This window comes from Rhodobacter capsulatus, from assembly GCF_052363175.1.
GTDB lineage: Bacteria > Pseudomonadota > Alphaproteobacteria > Rhodobacterales > Rhodobacteraceae > Rhodobacter > Rhodobacter capsulatus_D.
The window spans coordinates 2,600,633-2,620,866 of sequence record NZ_CP198946.1; the positions used below are offsets into that span (position 1 = coordinate 2,600,633).

General features: G+C 66.9%; 19 protein-coding genes and 2 tRNA genes. 10 read left to right on the forward strand and 11 right to left on the reverse strand.

The genetic code is table 11. From position 1 onward, the window contains the following. Positions 1–25 precede the first annotated feature (25 nt). Positions 26–766 (reverse strand): hypothetical protein, encoded by a 741-nt coding sequence (locus tag ACTTAI_RS13690; protein ID WP_444452097.1) that lies wholly within the window; start codon positions 764–766, stop codon positions 26–28. Between the two features lie 269 nt (positions 767–1,035). Next, complete coding sequence (locus tag ACTTAI_RS13695; RefSeq protein WP_444452098.1) at positions 1,036–1,233, reverse strand: CsbD family protein; 198 nt, start codon at positions 1,231–1,233, stop codon at positions 1,036–1,038. A gap of 164 nt (positions 1,234–1,397) precedes the next feature. Here ACTTAI_RS13695 and ACTTAI_RS13700 point away from each other — a divergent pair. The 4 genes from ACTTAI_RS13700 to hisH all read left to right on the forward strand — a co-directional run bounded on the left by ACTTAI_RS13700 (position 1,398) and on the right by hisH (position 2,933). Next, positions 1,398–1,472, forward strand: a tRNA-Gly gene (locus ACTTAI_RS13700). A 54-nt stretch (positions 1,473–1,526) separates the two neighbouring features. Continuing rightward, positions 1,527–1,601: transfer RNA gene (locus ACTTAI_RS13705), tRNA-Gly, on the forward strand. A gap of 103 nt (positions 1,602–1,704) precedes the next feature. Then, entirely contained in the window at positions 1,705–2,292 is a 588-nt protein-coding gene (gene hisB, locus ACTTAI_RS13710; protein WP_444452099.1) for an imidazoleglycerol-phosphate dehydratase HisB, read from the forward strand. Beyond that, entirely contained in the window at positions 2,292–2,933 is a 642-nt protein-coding gene (hisH, locus tag ACTTAI_RS13715; protein WP_444452100.1) for an imidazole glycerol phosphate synthase subunit HisH, read from the forward strand. Before hisB ends, hisH begins: the two co-directional genes overlap by 1 nt. Before the next feature lie 98 nt (positions 2,934–3,031). Here the strand turns inward: hisH and ACTTAI_RS13720 are convergent, their stop codons facing one another. Next, on the reverse strand, positions 3,032–3,241 hold the full coding sequence (locus tag ACTTAI_RS13720; RefSeq protein WP_444452101.1) for a YgaP family membrane protein: 210 nt from the start codon (positions 3,239–3,241) through the stop codon (positions 3,032–3,034). Between the two features lie 128 nt (positions 3,242–3,369). Here ACTTAI_RS13720 and ACTTAI_RS13725 point away from each other — a divergent pair, with 128 nt between their 5' ends. Together ACTTAI_RS13725 and ACTTAI_RS13730 are read left to right on the forward strand one after the other, a co-directional pair. After that, a complete protein-coding gene (locus ACTTAI_RS13725; protein WP_444452102.1) occupies positions 3,370–5,790 on the forward strand; it encodes a heavy metal translocating P-type ATPase in 2,421 nt (806 codons plus the stop codon). Between the two features lie 110 nt (positions 5,791–5,900). Next, on the forward strand, positions 5,901–6,371 hold the full coding sequence (locus tag ACTTAI_RS13730) for a lytic transglycosylase domain-containing protein (protein ID WP_444452103.1): 471 nt from the start codon (positions 5,901–5,903) through the stop codon (positions 6,369–6,371). 54 nt (positions 6,372–6,425) lie between these two features. On the opposite strand, the gene ACTTAI_RS13735 is transcribed toward ACTTAI_RS13730, so the two are convergent. Together ACTTAI_RS13735 and ACTTAI_RS13740 are read right to left on the reverse strand one after the other, a co-directional pair. After that, positions 6,426–8,933, reverse strand: a complete 2,508-nt coding sequence (locus tag ACTTAI_RS13735) for an ABC transporter permease (RefSeq protein ID WP_444452104.1) — start codon at positions 8,931–8,933, stop codon at positions 6,426–6,428. Next, a complete protein-coding gene (locus tag ACTTAI_RS13740) occupies positions 8,930–9,598 on the reverse strand; it encodes an ABC transporter ATP-binding protein (RefSeq protein ID WP_444452105.1) in 669 nt (222 codons plus the stop codon). Before ACTTAI_RS13740 ends, ACTTAI_RS13735 begins: the two co-directional genes overlap by 4 nt. Between ACTTAI_RS13740 and ACTTAI_RS13745 the strand changes: the two genes are divergently transcribed. Further along, entirely contained in the window at positions 9,597–10,295 is a 699-nt protein-coding gene (locus ACTTAI_RS13745; RefSeq protein ID WP_444455767.1) for an arylesterase, read from the forward strand. The genes ACTTAI_RS13740 and ACTTAI_RS13745 overlap by 2 nt on opposite strands. A gap of 38 nt (positions 10,296–10,333) precedes the next feature. Here the strand turns inward: ACTTAI_RS13745 and ACTTAI_RS13750 are convergent, their stop codons facing one another. The 3 genes from ACTTAI_RS13750 to hemC form a co-directional block, all read right to left on the reverse strand. Then, on the reverse strand, positions 10,334–11,536 hold the full coding sequence (locus tag ACTTAI_RS13750; RefSeq protein WP_444452106.1) for a hypothetical protein: 1,203 nt from the start codon (positions 11,534–11,536) through the stop codon (positions 10,334–10,336). Between the two features lie 39 nt (positions 11,537–11,575). Next, positions 11,576–12,952 carry an FAD-binding oxidoreductase gene (locus ACTTAI_RS13755; RefSeq protein ID WP_444452107.1) on the reverse strand — a complete coding sequence of 459 codons (1,377 nt, stop codon included), beginning with the start codon at positions 12,950–12,952 and terminating at the stop codon, positions 11,576–11,578. 101 nt (positions 12,953–13,053) lie between these two features. After that, a complete protein-coding gene (hemC, locus tag ACTTAI_RS13760; protein WP_444455768.1) occupies positions 13,054–13,998 on the reverse strand; it encodes a hydroxymethylbilane synthase in 945 nt (314 codons plus the stop codon). Between the two features lie 120 nt (positions 13,999–14,118). Between hemC and hemE the strand changes: the two genes are divergently transcribed. Further along, a complete protein-coding gene (gene hemE, locus ACTTAI_RS13765) occupies positions 14,119–15,153 on the forward strand; it encodes a uroporphyrinogen decarboxylase (protein ID WP_444452108.1) in 1,035 nt (344 codons plus the stop codon). A 64-nt stretch (positions 15,154–15,217) separates the two neighbouring features. On the opposite strand, the gene ACTTAI_RS13770 is transcribed toward hemE, so the two are convergent. After that, positions 15,218–17,245 (reverse strand): DEAD/DEAH box helicase, encoded by a 2,028-nt coding sequence (locus ACTTAI_RS13770; protein ID WP_444452109.1) that lies wholly within the window; start codon positions 17,243–17,245, stop codon positions 15,218–15,220. 207 nt (positions 17,246–17,452) lie between these two features. Here ACTTAI_RS13770 and ACTTAI_RS13775 point away from each other — a divergent pair, with 207 nt between their 5' ends. Continuing rightward, positions 17,453–17,854 (forward strand): hypothetical protein, encoded by a 402-nt coding sequence (locus ACTTAI_RS13775; protein ID WP_444452110.1) that lies wholly within the window; start codon positions 17,453–17,455, stop codon positions 17,852–17,854. Positions 17,855–17,871: 17 nt separating this feature from the next. Here ACTTAI_RS13775 and ACTTAI_RS13780 read toward each other — a convergent pair whose 3' ends face one another. Beyond that, positions 17,872–18,933: a class I SAM-dependent methyltransferase gene (locus ACTTAI_RS13780; RefSeq protein WP_444452111.1), complete on the reverse strand. Its 1,062-nt coding sequence runs from the start codon at positions 18,931–18,933 to the stop codon at positions 17,872–17,874. 21 nt (positions 18,934–18,954) lie between these two features. Then, positions 18,955–19,308 (reverse strand): ATP-dependent Clp protease adapter ClpS, encoded by a 354-nt coding sequence (clpS, locus tag ACTTAI_RS13785; protein ID WP_110805979.1) that lies wholly within the window; start codon positions 19,306–19,308, stop codon positions 18,955–18,957. Positions 19,309–19,470: 162 nt separating this feature from the next. On the opposite strand from clpS, the gene ACTTAI_RS13790 reads away from it, so the two are divergent. Further along, positions 19,471–20,181 carry an HAD family hydrolase gene (locus ACTTAI_RS13790; RefSeq protein ID WP_444452112.1) on the forward strand — a complete coding sequence of 237 codons (711 nt, stop codon included), beginning with the start codon at positions 19,471–19,473 and terminating at the stop codon, positions 20,179–20,181. Positions 20,182–20,234 lie beyond the last annotated feature (53 nt).

Consider the following 20,234-nt stretch of genomic DNA (forward strand, 5'->3'; position numbering starts at 1 on the left):
GGGGGGGCCTTGCCCCCCTCCGCCCCTACTGGGGAATGTCCAGAAACACCTGGGAGAAACGATACTTCGGAGGCGCAATGTCGAGCTGGAACGGCGCGCCGGTCACGACATCTTCGAAGTCCCAATAGGCGCCATCCGGATTGGTTTCCGACATTGCGGGTTGTCCGACCATGAGCCCGCCCTTGATCCAGCTTTCCTTAAGCCCTTTGCGCAACTTGGGCGTGATCCGGTCGCACCGGAAGACCTGCAATCTGTAAATCACAAGCAGATAGGAGCCTTTCGGCGCAGCGGAAAGCCCCCCGTCGGCGTGCTCGTCCTTGTAAAGCGCATATTGCCCGAAGGTCATTATCTGGGTGAAGACATAGCTCTCGCCCGGATTGAATTGCAGCGCAGGATCAAATGGGCGGTCCGCGAACCGGGCTGCAAGCTGATGCTCCACGGGGGACCGCGTCTCGTTGGGCACCATCTCGACGACCGCGTCAGAGGGATCAGCATACTCATTCTCGTCGTAACCGGAGATCATGTGATGATCAGCGTCGTTGGTCACCGGACGCATCATGTCGATGATGCCGGGATAGATGCAGATCTGCTCCGCTGTCGGATTGCGGATCGTCAGCGTCATCTCGATCGTGGAGGAGCCGATCTGCCGCGCCGTCGCGCCGCCGATGAAATCCGCAGCCCTGAAGGTCACATTGGGTTGCTCGGCCATCGCCATCGACGCGGCAAGGGTGAAGCACAGTACGGCAGGCAGGCGCAAACAGGTCATGGCAATCTCTCGGCGAAAAGGATGCGAAATCATCGCACCGCCGCACCGGCGCGGCAAGCCGACGCCCTGATCGCGGACTGCGGCAAAGGGGCTCTGCGCGCCTCGCGGTCTTACGGCACGGCAAGACAAACGCCGGGACGCCCTTTACCTTGCCCGAAATATCTCGGGGGGTGAATTTTGCGGCTTGCCGCAAAGAGGGGCAGCGCCCTCCCCGGCCGGACCGAAACCGGGGGCCGCATGGCCCCCGGCTCCGGTTCGGCATTCCCGGGTCAGAGTTTCGACAGGAAGTCATCGACTTCCTTCTTCGCCGCCTCTTTCGTGCGGCCGTATTTCTGCTGCACGAGCCCTTCGAGACGCTCGCGCTCGCCCGCGACCTGTTCGAGCTCGTCATCGGTCAGATCGCCCCATTTGGCACGCACCGCGCCTTTGATCTCTTTCCACTTGCCTTCGATGATGTCCGTATTCATGGCCGTCTCCTCTCGGTTGGAAGCGCGCGGCCCTTTCGCCGCACCCGACTTTCCAACGTCGCAAGGCCGCTTTCGGTTCCCGCATCAGTTTTTCGTCCGCCCGTGCATTTTCCTCTTGCAGCCCCCGGCGCGATTTCATAAATCCCCCCTCACCGAAAGGCAGCGCGGGCGTAGCTCAGGGGTAGAGCATAACCTTGCCAAGGTTAGGGTCGTGAGTTCGAATCTCATCGCCCGCTCCAATCGGAACCCGGTCGCAAGACCACACCTCAGGCCGCAAGGCCATCGCCAAGGAAGCGGGCGTAGCTCAGGGGTAGAGCATAACCTTGCCAAGGTTAGGGTCGTGAGTTCGAATCTCATCGCCCGCTCCAGACGAAAAACCCTCCCCTCGGGGAGGGTTTCGTCTTTTCCGCTTCCTGCTTAACATCCGCCCCGGTCCGCCCTATAAGGCCCTGAAACCAGCAGGAGCAGCCGATGCGGACAGCCACGATCACGCGCAAGACCGCCGAGACCGAGATCTCGGTGACGGTGAACCTTGACGGCACCGGGGTGTATCAGAATCACACCGGCGTGGGCTTCTTCGATCACATGCTCGACCAGCTGTCGCGGCATTCGCTGATCGACCTGACGATCTCGGCGACGGGCGATCTGCATATCGACGATCACCACACGGTCGAGGATACGGGCATCGCGCTCGGTCAAGCCCTGACCGCGGCGCTTGGCGACAAGCGCGGCATTCGCCGCTACGGGCATTTCGTTCTGGCGATGGACGATGCGCAGGTCGCCTGTGCGCTCGATCTGTCGGCGCGGCCGTTCCTCGTGTGGAACTGCGATCTGCCGACGCAGAAGATCGGCACCTTCGACACCGAGCTGGTGCGCGAATTCTTTCAGGCGCTCTCGACGCATGGCGGGATCACGCTGCATGTCGACCGCGTGCATGGGGTGAACAGCCACCACATCGCCGAGGCCGCCTTCAAGGCCGTTGCCCGCGCGCTGCGCATGGCGGTCGAGACCGATCCGCGCATGGGCTCCGCCCTGCCCTCGACGAAAGGGGCGCTCTGATGAGCCTGACGGTTCTGGTCGATTACGACAGCGGCAACCTGCATTCGGCGCAGAAGGCCTTCGAGCGCATGGCGCGCGAGGCGGGGCATGGCACGGTCGTCGTCACCTCGGAACCCGATGTGGTTGCGCGCGCCGACCGGATCGTGTTGCCGGGCGACGGGGCGTTTCCGTCCTGCCGCGCGGCGCTCATTCGCCACACCGGGCTCTTCGAGGCGGTGGACGAGGCGGTGACCCGCCGCGCCGTGCCCTTCATGGGGATCTGCATCGGCATGCAGATGCTGGCGACGCGGGGCCTCGAATTCGAGCCGACCCCGGGCTTTGGCTGGATCGGTGGCGAGGTGGTGCGGATCTCCCCCGCGGATGCGACGCTGAAAGTGCCGCATATGGGCTGGAACGATCTGGTTCTGGATCACGCCCATCCGGTGCTCGACGGCATCGCGACCGGCGATCACGCCTATTTCGTGCATTCCTATCATTTCGTCGTGGAAAACCCCGCGCACCGGCTGGCGCATGCCGATTACGCGGGCGCGATCACCGCGATCGTCGGGCGCGACAATATCGTGGGCACGCAGTTCCACCCCGAGAAATCGCAGCGCACCGGGCTGCGGATCATCTCGAATTTCCTGAGCTGGAAACCGTGAGAGATTTCGCCTCGGGCTCACGCCCAAGGCGACCCGGGCGGGGGCTCTGCCCCGCACCCCCGGGATATTTTTCGCAAGATAAAAGCAGAGCCTTGGGGTTATTTCGCCTCGAAGGCGCAGCCGGTTTGGAAGCCGAGCTTGCCCAGCACGATGGCAGCCGGGCAGAAGCCGGTGAAGGCGGACTGGATCAGGTTCACACCGATGAAAACGGTGAACCACAGGAAATAGACCGACACGGTCCAGGTCAGCACGACGCTGAGCAAGACCATGATCCCGGCAAAGACAAGAACGGCACGGTCGAGGGTCATCGGGGAACTCCGGTTGCGGTGGGTTTCCCCTCAGATAGCATCTGCGCCAATCAAATTCAAGTTCTCGAATATTTCAGCGCTTGACCTTGCCGCGCGGCGGCGCAACTGAAGGGCAAAGGGAGAGCGCCATGGCCAGCACAAGCTTCATCGTCGAGGGGATGCATTGCGGCGCCTGCACCGGCCGGGTCGAGCGCGCCTTGCAGGCAGAGGCGGGCGTCACCGCGGCGGCGGCCAATCTGATGGCCCGCTCGGTCCGGGTCGAGTTCGAGACCCCGGCGCGGGCGGACAACCTGGCCGAGGCGCTGGCCCGAGCGGGCTATCCGATTGCGCAGGCCGAGACCTGTCTGGGCTTCGAGGCGACGGCGGATGCCGGGAAGGTGGCTGCGGCCCTGCAGGCGGCACCCGGCGTGCTTTCGGTCGAAATTACGCCCGAGAGCATTGCCCGCGTCAGCTATGCGCAAGGCACGGTGGCGCCGTCGGAGCTGGTGCGCATCCTTGGCGCCCTTGGCGTGCCAGCCCGGGTGATCAGCGCGACGGCCGCGCCAAAGCCGGTGGCGGAACGTCAGGCGGCCGAGGCCGCGCGGCTGAAGCGTCAAGTCCTCCTCTCGGCGCTGCTCACCGCCCCGGTGTTCTTTCTGGCGATGGGGCCGCATCTTTATCCGCCGTTGCACCACATCCTCGCCATGCGCATCGGCGAAGACCTCACGCAGGCGGTGCAATTCGTCTTCACCACCCTTGTGCTGGCCTTCCCCGGCCGGGTCTTCCTGCGCCTTGGCCTGCCCGCACTGGTCCGCCTTGCCCCCGAGATGAACTCGCTCGTCGCGCTGGGGGCGCTCGCCGCCTGGGGCTATTCGGCGCTCGTGGTGCTCGCCCCGCAGATCCTGCCCCCCGGCACGGACGAGGTCTATTTCGAAGCGGCGGCGGTGATCGTCACCCTGATCCTGCTCGGCCGCTGGCTCGAGGCGCGGGCGAAGGGACAGGCGGGCGAGGCAATCTCGCGCCTTGTCGCGCTGCGGCCTGCCACGGCGCGGGTGCAACGGCCGGGCGGCGTGGTCGAACTGGCGGTCGAGGAACTCGCCCCCGGCGATCTGGTCGAACTGGCCCCGGGCGGGCGCGTTGCCGTGGATGGGATCGTCACCGAAGGTCATGGATTCGTGGACGAAAGCATGCTCACCGGCGAGCCCGTTCCGGTCGAGAAAACCGCGGGCCAGCCGGTCACCGGGGGCACGGTGAACGGCACCTCGGCGCTGGTTTACAGCGTCACCGCGACCGGGGCCGATACGGTGCTCTCGCGCATCATCGCGCTGGTCGAGGCGGCGCAAGGGCAGAAACTGCCCGTGCAGGCGCTTGTCGATCGCGTCACCCGCGTCTTCGTGCCGGTGGTGATGGCGCTTTCGACCCTGACCTTTGCGCTGTGGTTCGCGCTGGGACAGGGGCTGGCGCCGTCGCTCGTCGCCGCGATTTCGGTGATGATCATCGCCTGCCCCTGCGCGATGGGGCTGGCGACGCCGGTCTCGATCCTTGTGGGCACCGGCCGGGGGGCCGAGCTTGGCCTGCTCTTCCGGCGCGGCGATGCGCTGCAACGGCTGGCCGAGGTGAAGGTGCTCGCCTTCGACAAGACCGGCACGCTGACCGAGGGGCACCCGGCGCTGACCGATCTCTTCCTCGTTCCGGGCCATACCGAGGCCGACCTCTTGCGCCTTGCCGCCGGGGCCGAGGCGCGGTCCGAACACCCCCTTGCCCGCGCCGTGGTGCAGGCGGCCGAGGCGCAGGGCATTGCCCCCGCCCGCGCCCGCAAGGTGGTGGCAACGCCCGGCCGCGGGCTTTCGGCCGAGGTTGAGGGGCGCCAGATCCTTTTGGGCAATGCCGCTGCGCTGATCGAGGCCGGGATCGACCCCGCTCCGCTCGCCGCATCCGCCGAGATCTTCGCGCAGGACGGCAAGACCCCGGTTCTGGTCGCGCTTGATGGCACCCCCGTCGCGGTGCTGGCGCTCGCCGATCCGCCGAAACCCCATGCGGCAGAGGCCATTGCAGCCTTGGACCGTGAAGGCATCGCGGTTGCGATGATCTCGGGCGATGTCGCCGCCACGGCCGAGGCGGTCGGGCGGCAACTGGGAATTTCCCGCGTCATCGCAGGCGTGTTGCCCGCGGGCAAGGTTGCGGCCCTGACCGAGATGAAACAACAGGGCGCGGTGGCCTTCGTGGGCGATGGCATCAACGACGCCCCTGCCCTTGCCGCAGCCGATGTCGGGCTGGCGCTCGGGTCCGGCACCGATGTCGCGATCGAGGCGGCCGAGGTGGTGATCGTCGGCGCCGATCCGCGCGGCGCAGCGCGGGCGGTGCAGCTTTCCCGCGCAGTGATGCGCAACATCCGGCAGAACCTGTTCTGGGCTTTCGCCTACAACACCGCCCTCATTCCGGTTGCCATGGGCGTGCTTGTGCCCTTCGGCGGGCCGGGCCTGTCGCCCATGCTGGCCGCTGCAGCGATGTCGCTTTCTTCGGTTTTCGTCGTCACCAATGCACTGCGGTTGCGCCGCGCCGCCGCCTGAGCATCGGCAAGGCTCCGCCCATTGTCGCCGCGGCGTGGAAAATTCCTTTGCCGCAGGGATCACGCCCCGGTATCAGGGCTGAAATGAATCCGTGAGCGACTGGAGGCCACATGCTGTCCCGCCGATCCCTGCTTCTGAGCCTGGGTGCCACTTTGGCGCTGTCTGCCTGCGGTGCAGGCCGTCAATCCTCGAAGAACCCGCCCGAAGGGCTGCTGAAACCCGGTGAAAGCCCCGAGATGCGGGCCAAGATCAACCACTGGGCCGATCATTACGAAGTGCCGCGCAGCCTTGTGCACCGCATCGTTCAGCGCGAAAGCGGCTACAATCCGCGGGCGCGCAACCGCAGCTATTACGGTCTGATGCAGATCGATCCGCGCACGGCAAGCACGATGGGCTTCGATGGCGAAGCGTCCGACCTGCTCGATGCGGATACGAACCTGAAATACGGCGTGAAATACCTGCGCGGCGCCTGGATGTGCGCCGATGGCAGCGAAAGCCGCGCGGTGTCGTGGTATTCGAAGGGCTATTACTACGAAGCCAAACGCCGCGGCATTCTGGACGAAGCCGGCCTGACCGCCTGATCTTCGATCGTCGGATTGAAAAACCCCGCCGCTGATCCCGGCGGGGTTTTCCTTTCATTCGAGCGCCCGCAACACCCGCGCCGGGCGCTGTGCGAGCGGGCGCAACGCGAAGAGCGTGCCTGCCGCAAGAACCGCCGCCATGCCGCCCGCGACGATCAGCGCGGCCGAGAGCGGATCGAAGCGGAAGCTTGCCTCCATCACGAAGCGCAGCACCGCCCAACCGGCAAGCGCCCCCAACCCCACCGCAATCGCGCCCGAGGCCGCACCCAGAAGTGCGGCTCGCAGCGCGAAGGAGCGCAGGATCATCCCGCGCGTCGCGCCAAGGGTTTTCAGCAGCGCCGCCTCGCGCGCGCGCGCCTCTTCGCCCGCCGCCGCCGCACCCAGAAGCACGGTGAAGCCCGTCACCAGCGTGACCGAGGCCGCCAGCGCCACCGCCCGCGCGATCGAGGCCAGCGCGTCACTCACCCGCCCCATCGCCTCGCGCACCGGAACGGCGGTGACGGTCGGGAAATCATGCGCCAGCGCGCGCAGGATCGGCGCCTCGTCCTTTGGCGGCGCGTAGATCGTCGCCAGCTCGGTATGCGGCGCCCCCGCAAGGGCGTTGGGCGAAAAGGTCAGCACGAAACCGATCCCCATCGTCGAAAAATCCACATCGCGGAACGAGGCGATTTCGGCCTCGATATCGCGCCCAAGGATGTTGACGGTCAGTTTGTCACCAAGCTTCAGACCCAGCTCCGCCCCCTCCTTGGCCGAGACCGAGACCAGCGGCAGCCCGGCATAGTCCTTCGGCCACCACTGCCCGGCAGTCAGCTTTTCGCGCGGGGTTTCGGCAAAGGTGACGCCGCGATCGCCGCGCAAGACCCAATGCTCGCCCGCGACCTTGCGCGCGTCCTGCCCGTTGATCTTCGTCAGGATGCCGCGCAGCATCGGCACGGTATCGACGCGGGACACACCCGCGAAATCGTGCATCCGGGCCACAAGCGCCTCACGCTCGGGCGGGGGAATGTCCATCAGGAAGAAGGCCGGGGCGAGTTTCGGCAGGTCTTTCGCAATCGCCCCGCGCAGCCCGCTTTCGACCTGACCGACCGCGGCCAGCACCGAAAGCCCAAGGCCAAGCGCCAGAATGACCGCCGTCGCCTCCGACCGCGCGGCGCCGATCGCGGCCAGCGCTGCATGCAGCGCCGGGAACCGGGCCGTGCGCGGCCCGATGCGGCGGGCAAGACGCCGGATGCCCGCCGCCGCCAAGGCAAGCAGGACCAGCGCCCCCACCACACCGCCCAAAGTGCCGAGCGTCAGCGCGGGCAGACCCGAAAAGGCCACCGCCGCGCCCAGAAGCGCCGCCGTCAGCGCGCCGATCACGACGAGCATCCGCCAGCCGGGCAGACCGCGGCGCGGCCCCTGCGCCTCGCGGTAAAGGGTGGCGGCGCGCAGTTCGGACAGCTGCGCGAGGGGCCAAAGCGCGAAGATCGCAGCCGTCAGCGCACCATAGACAGCCGCCTCAAGCAGCGGGCGCGCAGAGAGAGTAACCTCGACCGGCACCGGCATCGCGGCGGCAATCGGGCTGTGCGCGGCCAGCACCAGTGCCGCGGCAAGGATCAGCCCCGCCGCGACGCCAAGCGCCGTCAGCACGGCCAGCTGGATCAGGAACGCGCCACGGATCGTCGTCCCCGAGGCGCCGAGCGCGCGAAGCGTGGCAATCGTCGCAGCCTTGCGCGCAATCCAGGCCTGCACCGTCGCAAAGATGCCGACGCCCCCCACGGCCAGCCCGGCCAGCCCCACCAGCACCAGGAAAGAGCCAAGCTGATCGGTGAAGCGCTCGACCGACGGGGCGGCCCTGCGCTCGTCGGTCCAGCGCATCCCAGCGCCCTCGAACCGCTTCACTGCCGCGGATTTGAGCTGCGGCAGGGTCTCGCCCTCGGGCAGGGTCAGGCGGTATTTCGTCTCGTAAAGCGAGCCGGGGTCCAGAAGCGGCGTGCGCTCGAGCGCAGAGAGCGCCACGACCGAGCGCGCCCCAAAGGCCATGCCCGCGCTGCCCGCATCGGGCTCGGTCACAAGCCGCGCCATCAGCACGAAATCCTGCCCGCCCAAGCGGAACCGGTCGCCCGGTTTCAAGGCGAGCCGGTCGGCCAGCACCGGATCAAGGAACGCCCCCGGCAGGCCGCCCTGCCCCGCCAGCGCCTGCACACCCACCGGCGGATCGAGTGTCACCTGCCCGACCAAAGGCCAATTCGCATCAACCCCCTTCAATTGCGTCAGCGCGGTTTCGACGCCATCGCCGGTGCTCGCCATCGAGCGCAGTTCGACCACTTCGGAGACCTTGGCGGCCTGCGAGATGATCCAGTCACGCTCGGGCGCGGTGGCGCGGCGATAGGTGAAATCGAGCTGCGCCTGACCGCCCAGAAGCACGGCCCCCTGATCGGACAGGCCCTGCCGGATCGCCTCGCGCACGAGGCCCACCGCGGCAATCGCCGCGACGCCCAGCATCAGGCACAGAAGAAAGATCCGAAACCCCTTGATCCCGCTGCGCAATTCCGCCCGGGCGATGGACAGCGCGAGCCTCATGCGAGCCGCCCGTCAGCCAGCCGCACCAGCCGCGCACAGCGCGCGGCCAGATCGGGGGCGTGCGTCACAAGCACCAGCGTCGCCCCGGTCTCGGCCTGAAGGTTGAAGAGAAGCTCGATGATCGCGGCACCATTCGCCGCATCCAGATTGCCCGTCGGCTCATCGGCGAGCAGGATTGCCGGACGCGGGGCCACGGCACGGGCCAGCGCCACGCGCTGCTGCTCGCCCCCAGACATTTCAGACGGATAATGGCCGCGCCGATGCCCAAGACCGACACGGGCCAGTTCCGCCTCGGCGCGCGGGATCGCATCTTTCACGCCCGCGATCTGCAAGGGCAGCGCGACGTTTTCAAGCGCGGTCATCGTCGGCACAAGGTGGAAAGACTGAAACACGATCCCCATATTGCCCCTGCGGAAGCGGGCCAGATCATCCTCGCCCATCGCGGTCAGATCGCGGCCAAGCGCCATGACCTTGCCCCCGGTGGCGCGTTCGAGCCCGCCCATCAGCATCAGGAGCGACGACTTGCCGGACCCCGACGGCCCCACGAGACCCACGCTTTCCCCGCGCGCAATGTCGAGCGTGATCGAATGCAGGATCTCGACGGGACCGGCGTTTCCGGCCAGGGTCAGTCGCGCGTCGGAAAGGGAGAGAACGATGTCGGTCATGCGGGCCTGTCTGCGTAAGGGTTCCAGCGGATATGGGGTGCGGCGGCGTCTGGGCAAGGCGGGCCTTGCGGGGATTTTCGCGCTTGGCATCGGCGGTGCGGCGGCCGCCGAGCCGGTGACGCTGCTTGCGGTGGGCGACAGCCTGACCCAGGGGTTTGGGCTGGAACAGGGTCAGGGGCTGGTGCCGCAGCTGGAGGCCTGGCTGAAAGCGCAGGGCGCCGAGGTGACGGTGATCAATGCGGGGGTCTCGGGCGACACCACCTCGGGCGGGCGGGCGCGGCTTGGCTGGTCGCTGACGCCCGAGGTCGATGCGGTGATGATCGAACTCGGCGCCAATGACATGCTGCGCGGCCAACCTCCGGCACAGGCACGGGAAAATCTGGACGTGATGCTCGCCGAGGTGAAAGCGCGGGGGCTGCCGGTGGCCTTGGTCGGGCTGAAGGCGCCGGGGAATTACGGGCCGGACTGGCAGGCCGGTTACGATGCGATCTGGCCGGAATTGGGGGCGACATACGGGGCGGTCGTCGTGCCCGATCTGCTCGCGCCCATCGCCGCGAAGACGCCCGAGGCGCGGGCGGCCGAGGGGTTGATGCAGGGCGACAACATCCACCCCTCGGCCAAGGGGGTGGGGCTGGTCGTGGGCGCCTTGGGGCCGAAGGTGCTTGAGTTGCTGGACCGGGTGAAACCTGCGCCCTGAGACATCCGGGGCAAGGGCGTATTTGGGCCAAGAAAAAATCAGCGGCGGCGGTCGAGGGCGATCAGGAGCGTCGCGCCAATGAGCGAGAGCGCGGCGCCCATGAAGGCGGCAAGGCCGTAGCCGCCTAATGTTGTGCCAATGGCGAAACAAGCGGCGGAAAAGGCGTCTCCGGCGAGTTTTTGCAGCGCCATGAGCGAGGCGCCCGCGCCCGGGCGCTCGGCCATCAGCTCTTGCAGATAGGCCATCGGCTGGGTCAGCACGATGGCGCCGCCGATTGCGCCTGAAAGGGTCAGCGCCCAGACGGCGGGGGTTTCGGCCAGAAGCGGGATGCCCGCAAGGTGGATCGCGTACAGCAAAGTGCCCAGTGCGATCAGCCAGGTCTGGCGGATCTTGCCGATGACGAAGGGAAGCGCCAGCATGAAGGGCACTTCGAGCCCAGCCATGATGCCCGCATAAAGTGCGGTGTCGGAGGCGCCGCGAAACGGGATCGCGGCGAAGACAAGTCCGACGACGACCATGTAGAGCATGACCGCGCCGTTGATCGTGCCAAGCGCCAGCACGCGGATCAGCACCTGCGGATGGGCGATTTCGGACAGAGCCTCGCGGAAGGACAGGCCCGAAGGCACATCTTCCCAATGGGTTGCGCCATCGCGGGGCCAGAGCCGGAGGGTGAGCGCCAGCATCAGAAGTGCCAGCACAAGGCAGACGGGATAGACCGCGGTGAGCGGGGTCGCGCCCTGAAACACCACCGACCAGATCGGCAGCACGATCACCCAGGGCAGCGCGAAGAGCGCCCGCAGGGTCGACAGGACGGCGGGGCGGTCAGCCTCAGGCTGCATAGAGGCGGCAAGGCGGGCCAGCGCGAAGATCTGCCCGAAGATCGCCCCCGAGATCGGCAGCAAAGCCGCATGGGCCAGCACGAAGACGGGCGTCGCCGGGGCGAGTGCCATCAGCGCGGTGCCGACCGTGAGCGCGGTCACGGTCGTAAGGGCAATGGCACGGCGGTTGGCGCGTTGATCGGCAAGGATGCCAAACCCGACCGAAGTGGCGACGGCGACGAGCGAGGCCGCGATCAGCAAGCCCGAGAAGGCCCGGTCCGAGAGGCCGAAGACCTTGACGGCGAGCGAAGACACATAGGGCGCGATCGTCGCCGCATGGGCGCCGAAAAGAACAAGCAGGCAGGCGGCCAGCATCAGCGTGCGGTCGCGCAGGATCGGGCGGAAAGGGGCGGCAAGGGACATGGCCGCCTGATGCGCCCGGGAGCCGCGATTCTCAACCCCTTACGGCAGCACCTTGCCGGGGTTCAGGATGCCCTTGGGGTCCAGCGCCGCCTTGATCGCGGCCATCATCTGCAGGGCCACGGGGTCCTTGTGCGCCGCCATCGTCGCGCGTTTCGAAATTCCGACGCCATGTTCGGCGCTGAAACTGCCCCCCAAGGCCACCGCCTCGGCACTTACCTTCGCGCGGATCGCCTGCGCAAGCGCCGGGTCCGAGCGCGAGGGGTAAGCGGTGTAATGGATGTTGCCATCGCCCAGATGCGCGATCACCAGCTCCTCGGCGCCGGGGTCGAGTTCAGCCAGCGCGGGTGTCATCCGGGCCAGGAAGGTTTCAAGACGGTCAAGCGGCAGGGCAATGTCGCAATCGACGATATCGGGCGTGGTGAAGGTGATCTCGGCCGCCGATTCGCGCATCTCCCACAGCTTGCGGCGCTGCGCGGCGGATTGGGCGATCACCGCCTCGGTCACATGATTGGCGTCCATCGCCCCGGCCAGCAGTTCTTCAAACGCGCCGATCGGATCGGCGCCGGGGATGGTCGTCGCGGTCTCGATCAGCACATTGACCGGGCGGGGGGCATAGGGGCAGGCGAGCGCCGGTTTCAGCCGCGCCAGCCGCGCCATGTAGCGGTCGGGCATGAATTCGAAGGCCTCGACCGCGCCGCCGGTGCCCGCCTGCACGGCGTTGAGAAGCTTCAGCGCATCGGAGAGGCTGTCGAGCCCCACGAGCGCCGTCGCATGTGCCGTGGGCGCGGGCACCAGCTTCAGCACCGCGGCGGTGATGATGCCGAGCGTCCCCTCGGCCCCGATCATCAGATCGCGCAGGTCGTAGCCGGTGTTGTCCTTGTGCAGCCCGGTCAGGCCGTTCCAGATCCGGCCATCGGCCAGCACCACCTCGAGCCCCAGACACAAAGCCCTAGCCGAGCCGTAGCGCACCACATTCGAACCGCCCGCATTGGTGGAGAGAAATCCCCCCACCATCGCCGAGCCCTTGGCCCCAAAGGTCAGCGGAAAGGCCAGCCCCTGAATCGCCGCGAGCGCGTGCAGGGTTTCGAGCACCACCCCGGCTTCCACCACCACCGTGCGCGCGGCGGGGTTCAGATCGCGAATGCGGGTCATCCGCGCCAAGGACAGCATCAGCGCGCCTTGCGCAAAGGTGCCGCCATTCAAGCCGGTGTTGCCGCCAAGGGGCACAACCGGCGTGCCGGTTTCATGCGCGAGCCGCAGCACCGCCGCCACCTCCTCGGTCGTGCCGGGGCGGAGGACGGCGAGCGGTTCCCAAGCATAATGCCCGGTCCATTCGCGGCCATGGGCCAAAGCTTCGGCCCCACGCAGAACCTGCGCAGGGCCAAGGATTTCACTCAGACGGTCAAGAAGATCCATCGGATCCCCCGGCTCAGGCCGCGCTTTTGCGTATTTTGACCAAGAAAAAACATGCCGCTTTTTCTTGGCCTAAATACGCCCTTCGCGCGGGCGCGACAGGCTTACCGCCAGCAGAAGAAATCCGCGGGCGCCTTGGCCAGCAGTTGCTTGGCCAGTTCCGCCCCCAGCGCCACGCCATCGGCGGCGGCGCCACGGATCTCGCCCGAGATCATCTCGGAGCCATCGGGACGCAGGATCTCGCCGCGCAGCCAGATCTGATCGCCCTCAAGCACCGAAAGACCGGCGATCGGGGTTTCGCAGGAGCCATCGAGCGTCAGCAGGAAGCTGCGTTCGCAGGCCAGACGCAGCCCCGAGGGCGCGTGATGGATCGCGTCGAGCAGCATCTTCGCCCGGGTATCGGCCTCGCGGCGTTCGATCCCAATGCAGCCCTGCGCCACGGCGGGAAGCATGTCTTCGGGCTCGATCGCGGATTTCGCCACTTCGGACATGCCCAGACGGTTCAGACCGGCCAGCGCAAGGAAGGTGGCATCGGCCACGCCTTCGCCCAGTTTCTTCATCCGCGTCTGCACGTTGCCGCGGAATTCGACCATCTTCAGATCGGGGCGGCGCGCGGCAAGCTGGGCGCGACGGCGCAAGCTGGAGGTGCCCACCACCGCGCCCTCGGGCAGCTCGGCGAGCGAGTTGTATTTCATCGAAACGAAGGCGTCGCGGGTGTCTTCCCGCGGCAGGTAACAGTCGAGGATCAGCCCCTCGGGCTGAAGCGTCGGCATGTCCTTCATCGAATGCACGGCGATGTCGATCGAACCCGCCAGCATCGCCTCTTCGATTTCCTTGGTGAAAAGGCCTTTGCCCCCCACCTCTTTCAAAGGCTTGTCGGCGGCGATCAGCGCCGCGTTGTCGCCCGAGGTCTTGATCACGACGATCTCGAAGGCATCTTCGGGCAGATCGAACGCGGCCATGAGCCGCGAGCGGGTCTCAAAGGCTTGCGCGAGCGCCAGAGGGCTGCCGCGGGTGCCGATCTTCAGCGGGGCGTTGGGCGAGGGCATCTGTTCCATGCGATTGGCATAACCGCGTCAGATTGCCCGCGCAAGCTTTACAAGTGTCAACAACGCTTGACATTCAGCCGCAGGGGACGCTGTTAAGGGATCAAGAAGGAGGCCCTCCAAATGACCGACAAGACGATCCTGCGCGCCCTCAAGGGTGAAGTTCTTCCCACGCCGCCGGTGTGGCTGATGCGGCAGGCGGGCCGCTACCTGCCCGAATACCGCGCGACCCGCGCGCAGGCGGGCGATTTTCTCTCGCTGTGCTACACGCCGGACCTTGCCGCCGAAGTGACGCTGCAGCCGATCCGCCGCTATGGCTTTGACGCCGCGATCCTGTTTGCCGACATCCTGCTGCTGCCGCAGGCGCTTGGCCTTGATCTGTGGTTCGAAACCGGGGAAGGCCCCCGGATGTCGACCGTGACCTCCATGGACGGCGTCAAGGGCCTGAAAGGCAAGGACGATATCCACGACAAGCTTGCCCCGGTCTACGAGACCTGCAAGATCCTGTCGCGTGAGCTGCCGAAGGAAACCACCTTCATCGGCTTCGCGGGCATGCCCTGGACCGTGGCCACCTACATGATCGCGGGCCGCGGCTCGAAGGATCAGGCCGCCGCGCACAAGTTCAAGGACACTGACCGCGCCGCCTTCTCGGCGCTGATCGATGCGGTGACCGTGGCGACGATCGAATACCTGTCGAAACAGGTCGAAGCGGGCTGCGAAGTGGTCAAGCTGTTCGACTCGTGGGCCGGTTCGCTCAAGGGCCAGGATTTCGAGGATTTCGCGGTCGAACCCGCCCGGATCATCACCGCCGAGATGAAGCGCCGCTTCCCCGGCCTGCCGGTCATCGCCTTCCCGCGCGAAGCGGGCAATGGCTACATCGGCTTTGCCGACAAGACCGGCGCGGATTGCGTCGCCATCGACAACTCGGTCTCGCCCGACTGGGCGGCGGCGAACGTGCAAAAGGGCAAGACCTGCGTGCAAGGCAACCTCGACCCGTCCTACATGGTGACCGGCGGCGAAGCCCTTGTCGAAGCGACGAAAAAGGTCGTCGCCGCGTTCAAGAACGGGCCGCATATCTTCAACCTCGGACATGGCATCACGCCCGAGGCCGACCCGGAAAACGTCACCTTGCTGATGGAGACCATCCGCAAGGGTTGATCCGGTCAGAACGACCGAAAAAGGGGGCCGCGAGGCCCCCTTTTGCTTGTCCGGAGATCTGATCTCAGAAGCTGCGCGGCTTCTTCGGACCGGGCTTGCCCGCAGGCTTCGCACCGGGCTTGCCAAAGCTCTTGGCACCGTATTTCGGCGCCGGTTTGCCCTCTTTCGCGGCGGCCCCATGCCCGCCTTCGCGCGCCCAGGGGGCTGCCTTGCGGGGTTTCGGCGCCGCGGCGGCGGCGTCCCCGGCAGGCTTGCGCACCGGATGAGCCGGACGCTCGGCGCGTTCGGGACGCTCGAACCGCTCGGCCTTTTCGAAGCGCGGCGCGCGCTCGGTGCGCTCGGCACCCTCTTCCCGCGGCGGGCCCTTGCGATGCGGTTTCGGCGCCGGCTTGTCGCCATAGCTGCCGCGCGGCGCATAGGGTTTCTTCTCGTAGGGCTTGCGATCGCCATCCTTCGACCAGCGCGCGGGACGCGGCGCCGGACGGTCGAGCCCTTCGGGCATGCCCGGCAGATTTTCGACGCGGCACTTGCCTTCCATCACCCGATCGGCGCCCAGACCCGCTTCGAAGCGGTCGGCCATCGATTCATGGATCTGCACGAAGGTCTCTTCCTGCATCACCCGGATCATCCCGATGTCACGCCGGGTCAGATCGCCCGCACGACACAGCATCGGCAACAGCCATTTCGGATCGACCCATTGGTCGTGACCCATCGAGAGCCGATACCAGCGCGCGGCGCCAAATTCCTCGCGCGCGCGGGGCTTCGGCCCCTCGCCCACGCTGACCGGGATCACATCCTCGGGCGCGGTGCGGGCGGCACGGAAATGGCGCAGCACGGCGGCGGCGAGTTGCTTCGGCTCATGCGTTTCCAGAAGCCGGGCGATGGCGTCGAATTCCTCGGCGGTCGCCGGTTCGGTCAGCGCCGGTTCGGTCAGAAGACGTTCCTGATCGCGGGCCAGAATATCCTCGGGCGTCGGCGCCCCTTCCCAGGTCACGGCCACCTGCGCCTCGCGCAGCAGCCGCTCGGCCTTGGCGCGGACATTGAGCGGCACGACGATCGCCGACAGCCCCTTGCGCCCGGCCCGACCGGTGCGGCCCGAGCGGTGCAAAAGCCCCTCGCGGTTCATCGGCAGATCGGCGTGAATCACCAGCTCCAGCCCCGGCAGGTCGATGCCGCGCGCGGCCACGTCGGTCGCGATGCAGACCCGCGCCCGGCCATCGCGCATCATCTGCAGCGCGCGCGAACGTTCGTCCTGCGTCAGTTCCCCCGACAGCGCCACGACCGAGAAGCCCCGGTTCAGCAGCTTGCCGGTCAGGTGCGTCACCGCCGCCCGGGTCGAGCAGAACACGATGGCGCGTTCGGCCTCATGCAGACGCAGCAGGTTGACGATGGCGTTTTCGCGGTCGGACCGATCCACCAGCACGCCGCGATATTCGATATCGGCATGGCTTTCGCGCGCCGACACGGTGGAGATCCGCTCCGCATCGCGCTGGAAGGTCTGCGCCAGCCGCTCGATCTCGCGCGGCACGGTCGCCGAAAACATCAGCGTGCGGCGTCCCTCGGGCGCGGATTCCAGAATGAATTCCAGATCTTCGCGGAAGCCCATGTCGAGCATCTCATCGGCTTCATCCAGCACGACCGCCGACAGCGCCGACAGATCGAGCGCGCCGCGGCGAATGTGATCGCAAATCCGCCCCGGCGTGCCGACAACGATATGCGCGCCGCGTTCCAGCGCCCGACGCTCGGCGCGGGCATCCATGCCGCCGACGGCGCCGGTGATCACCGCCCCCGCCTTTTCGTAAAGCCAGCTCAGCTCGCGGCTCACCTGCACGGCCAACTCGCGCGTCGGCGCCACGACCAGCGCGCGGGGCAGATCGGGGAAAGGCGAAATGCCGTTCGCGCCCAGAAGTTCCGCCGAGATCGCCAGACCGAAGGCCACGGTCTTGCCCGAGCCCGTCTGCGCCGACACCAGCAGGTCCCGCCCGGCCAGCTCGGGGCGCGTCACCGCGTCCTGAACGGGCGTCAGGGCTTCATAGCCCCGCGCGGCAAGGGCCTCGGCAAGTGCCGTGGGAAGATGGGGGAACTCGGTCATGGGGGGGCTTTCGCTGGGAAGAAAGCGCAGCCCATACGCCCAATCCCCTTAAAAGGAAAGCCCCGTTCTGGGGTCATGACAAATATCCACCCCATTTTACCTTGCCGCAAATATCTCGGGGGGCGGCGCAGCCGGGGGGCAGAGCCCCCCTGCCCCGGTTGCGTTTTCGCCCCGGTGGCGCAAGAATAACGCCAAACGGAGGGTTCCATGCGCAAGCTGATCGTGTTCGGTGTTCTGGCTCTGGCCGCCTGCGGCACGCCGCAAGAGCAATGCATCAACCGCGAGACCCGCGATATCCGCCATCTGCAACGGTTGCTCGAAGAGGTGCAGGGGAACCTTGACCGCGGCTACGCCTACGAAGATTATGAAGTGCCGATGACGCGCTGGGAACATTGCGGCTCGGACGTGATCACCCGCCCCGATGGCACGGTGATCGAACGGCCGCGCATGTGCCTTGAGGACTATACCGTCACCCGCACCCGCGAAGTGCCGATCGATCCGCAATCGGAGCGCCGCAAGCGCGACGGGCTGCGGGAGAAGATCAAATCCCTGACCCCCGCCGCCAATGCTGCGATCCGCGCCTGCAAGGCGGCCTATCCCGAGGAATAGGCCCCCGGCCCACCGCCTCAGCGCCGCGTGCGCACCACCCGCCGCCCGGCGGGCTCGGGCGCAGCTTTCGCGGGCTTCGTCGCATGGGCAATCGGACGCTCGGCCCGGAAGATGCGGAAGGCGCCATCGCGGCCGGTGGGCGGGGTGATTTCCGCGACCTCATGGAAGCACTCGCGCAGCACCGCCTCATAGGGCAGATGCCGGTTTGCCACCATCCAGAGCGTCCCCGACAGCGACAGAAGCCCCGCCGCCGCGCGGATGAAGGCGATGCCAAGCGCCGGATCGGCGTTCCGCGTGGTGTGGAAGGGCGGGTTCATCACCGCGGCCAAAGGTCGATTTTCGAACTTTACCTTCGTCGCATCGGCCCAGTGGAACCGCGCCCGCGGATCCGCGATGTTGTGCTTCGCACAGTCCAGCGCGGCATGTTCCGCCTCGACCAGATCGACCTGTTCGACCCCCTTGCGCGCCAGAACCTGCGCCGCAAGCCAACCCCAGCCCGCGCCCAGATCGACGACCCTTGCGGGCAGGGTCTCGGGCAGACAGGCGGCCAGAAGCGCCGAACCGCGGTCGATGCCATCGGCCGAGAACACGCCGGGCGCCGTGATGAAGCCGGGGGCGGGCTGCTGCGACTTCGCGGCCCAGGCGTCCAGCGCCCCGGGCGTCGCGGCAAAACCGAAGATCTTGCCATGCGCCTTGGCAATCGGCTCCGAGATCGGCACCAGCGCGCGCAGATCCTTCAGCAGGGAATCGATGCCATCGGTCTTCAGCCCATCGACCCAGATCGGCCCGCCGGGCACGACCCGCGCCGAGGCTTCAGCCAGAAGCGCCCGCGCCTCGGCCTTGGCGCGCGGCACGAAGACGACAGCCGCGGCGAAACTGCCCTCGGCAGCGGGCGCGACCGCATGGCCACGCGCCGACAGCGCCTCGTAGTCGGGCCGAAAGCCCTGCACCAGCTGCAGCCGGTCTTTCGGCAGATCGCTCAGATCGGTGTCGGCGGTGGGACGATAAACGACGATCCGCCCGTCGGACGGCAGCGCATCGGGCGCGTCAAGCGCCAGCGTAAGACGAGGATGGCTCATCAGATCGGAGGGGCGCGCCCCTCACTCCTTTTCCATGGTGCATTGCAGCGGATGCTGGTGACGGCGCGAAAAATCCATCACCTGCGAGACCTTGGTCTCGGCCACCTCGAAGGAATAGACGCCGACGACGGCGAGCCCCTTCTTGTGCACGGTCAACATGATCTCGAACGCCTGCGCATGGTTCATGCCGAAGAAGCGTTCAAGGATGTGCACGACGAATTCCATCGGCGTGTAATCGTCGTTCAAGAGCAAGACCTTGTACATCGGCGGCCGGGCCGTCTTCGGCGCGGTCTTGACGGCGATGCCAGCTTCGCCCTCGCCATCACCCTCGCCGTCTCCGGCGCGGTGGGCGCTGAGGTAAAGGGGGTGAAGCACGGGCAGTCCTCCGGTCTCGAATCGACATCAAGCGTCCATGATCGCAGGGAATCGTGAACGCAAGGATCAATATAGGAACATTGCGCGCCAAGAAAAGCCAGTGCGGATGCTCTTGCCAATAGGTCGCCCCCGCGTCAGGTTGGCCGCGCAAGGAGAGACCCGATGACGCTGACCACGATCGGCTTCGATGCCGATGACACGCTTTGGCACAATGAGCGGTTCTTTCGTCTGACCCAGAGGCGGTTTCACGATCTGCTCGCCGATCACGCCGAGACTGCGCATCTGGAAGAGCGGCTGCTGGCCGCCGAGCGTCGCAATGTCGGCAGTTACGGTTTTGGCGTCAAGGGCTTCACCCTGTCGATGATCGAGACCGCGATCGAGGTCTCCGAGGGCCGCGTGCCCGCCTCGGTGATCGGCGAGATCCTCGCCGCCGGGCGCGAGATGCTGGCCCATCCGATCGAGATCCTGCCCCATGCCCGCCCGGTGGTCGAGGCGCTGGCGGACCGCTATCGGCTGGTGCTGGTGACCAAGGGCGATCTGCTCGATCAGGAACGCAAGCTGGCGCAATCGGGCCTGGGCGATCTTTTCGATGCGGTCGAGATCGTCTCGGACAAGCGGGCCGCGACGTATCGCACGGTCTTTGCCCGCCATGGCAACGGCGCCGATCAGGCGCTGATGGTCGGCAATTCGCTGAAATCGGACGTCCTGCCGATGATCGAGGCAGGCGGCTGGGGCGTGCATGTGCCGCATGAGATGACCTGGGCGCTCGAACAGGCCACCGCCCCCACGGGCCATCCGCGGTTCGCAGAGTTGCCGGACCTCGGCCATCTGCCGGAACTGGTGGAGCGGATCGCGGTATCTTCCGAAGGTTGACCATATGCAGCCAGAGGTTGAAACACGGGGGCGAGCCACAAGTCTTGGAAGCG

Bases quoted from the DNA above. Each gene is read 5' to 3' on its own strand.
- ACTTAI_RS13690 (WP_444452097.1), bottom strand. From the start codon at position 766: ATGACCTGTTTGCGCCTGCCTGCCGTACTGTGCTTCACCCTTGCCGCG.
- ACTTAI_RS13695 (WP_444452098.1), bottom strand. From the start codon at position 1,233: ATGAATACGGACATCATCGAAGGCAAGTGGAAAGAGATCAAAGGCGCG.
- hisB (WP_444452099.1), top strand. From the start codon at position 1,705: ATGCGGACAGCCACGATCACGCGCAAGACCGCCGAGACCGAGATCTCG.
- hisH (WP_444452100.1), top strand. From the start codon at position 2,292: ATGAGCCTGACGGTTCTGGTCGATTACGACAGCGGCAACCTGCATTCG.
- ACTTAI_RS13720 (WP_444452101.1), bottom strand. From the start codon at position 3,241: ATGACCCTCGACCGTGCCGTTCTTGTCTTTGCCGGGATCATGGTCTTG.
- ACTTAI_RS13725 (WP_444452102.1), top strand. From the start codon at position 3,370: ATGGCCAGCACAAGCTTCATCGTCGAGGGGATGCATTGCGGCGCCTGC.
- ACTTAI_RS13730 (WP_444452103.1), top strand. From the start codon at position 5,901: ATGCTGTCCCGCCGATCCCTGCTTCTGAGCCTGGGTGCCACTTTGGCG.
- ACTTAI_RS13735 (WP_444452104.1), bottom strand. From the start codon at position 8,933: ATGAGGCTCGCGCTGTCCATCGCCCGGGCGGAATTGCGCAGCGGGATC.
- ACTTAI_RS13745 (WP_444455767.1), top strand. From the start codon at position 9,597: ATGCGGGCCTGTCTGCGTAAGGGTTCCAGCGGATATGGGGTGCGGCGG.
- ACTTAI_RS13740 (WP_444452105.1), bottom strand. From the start codon at position 9,598: ATGACCGACATCGTTCTCTCCCTTTCCGACGCGCGACTGACCCTGGCC.
- ACTTAI_RS13750 (WP_444452106.1), bottom strand. From the start codon at position 11,536: ATGTCCCTTGCCGCCCCTTTCCGCCCGATCCTGCGCGACCGCACGCTG.
- ACTTAI_RS13755 (WP_444452107.1), bottom strand. From the start codon at position 12,952: ATGGATCTTCTTGACCGTCTGAGTGAAATCCTTGGCCCTGCGCAGGTT.
- hemC (WP_444455768.1), bottom strand. From the start codon at position 13,998: ATGCCCTCGCCCAACGCCCCGCTGAAGATCGGCACCCGCGGCAGCCCT.
- hemE (WP_444452108.1), top strand. From the start codon at position 14,119: ATGACCGACAAGACGATCCTGCGCGCCCTCAAGGGTGAAGTTCTTCCC.
- ACTTAI_RS13770 (WP_444452109.1), bottom strand. From the start codon at position 17,245: ATGACCGAGTTCCCCCATCTTCCCACGGCACTTGCCGAGGCCCTTGCC.
- ACTTAI_RS13775 (WP_444452110.1), top strand. From the start codon at position 17,453: ATGCGCAAGCTGATCGTGTTCGGTGTTCTGGCTCTGGCCGCCTGCGGC.
- ACTTAI_RS13780 (WP_444452111.1), bottom strand. From the start codon at position 18,933: ATGAGCCATCCTCGTCTTACGCTGGCGCTTGACGCGCCCGATGCGCTG.
- ACTTAI_RS13790 (WP_444452112.1), top strand. From the start codon at position 19,471: ATGACGCTGACCACGATCGGCTTCGATGCCGATGACACGCTTTGGCAC.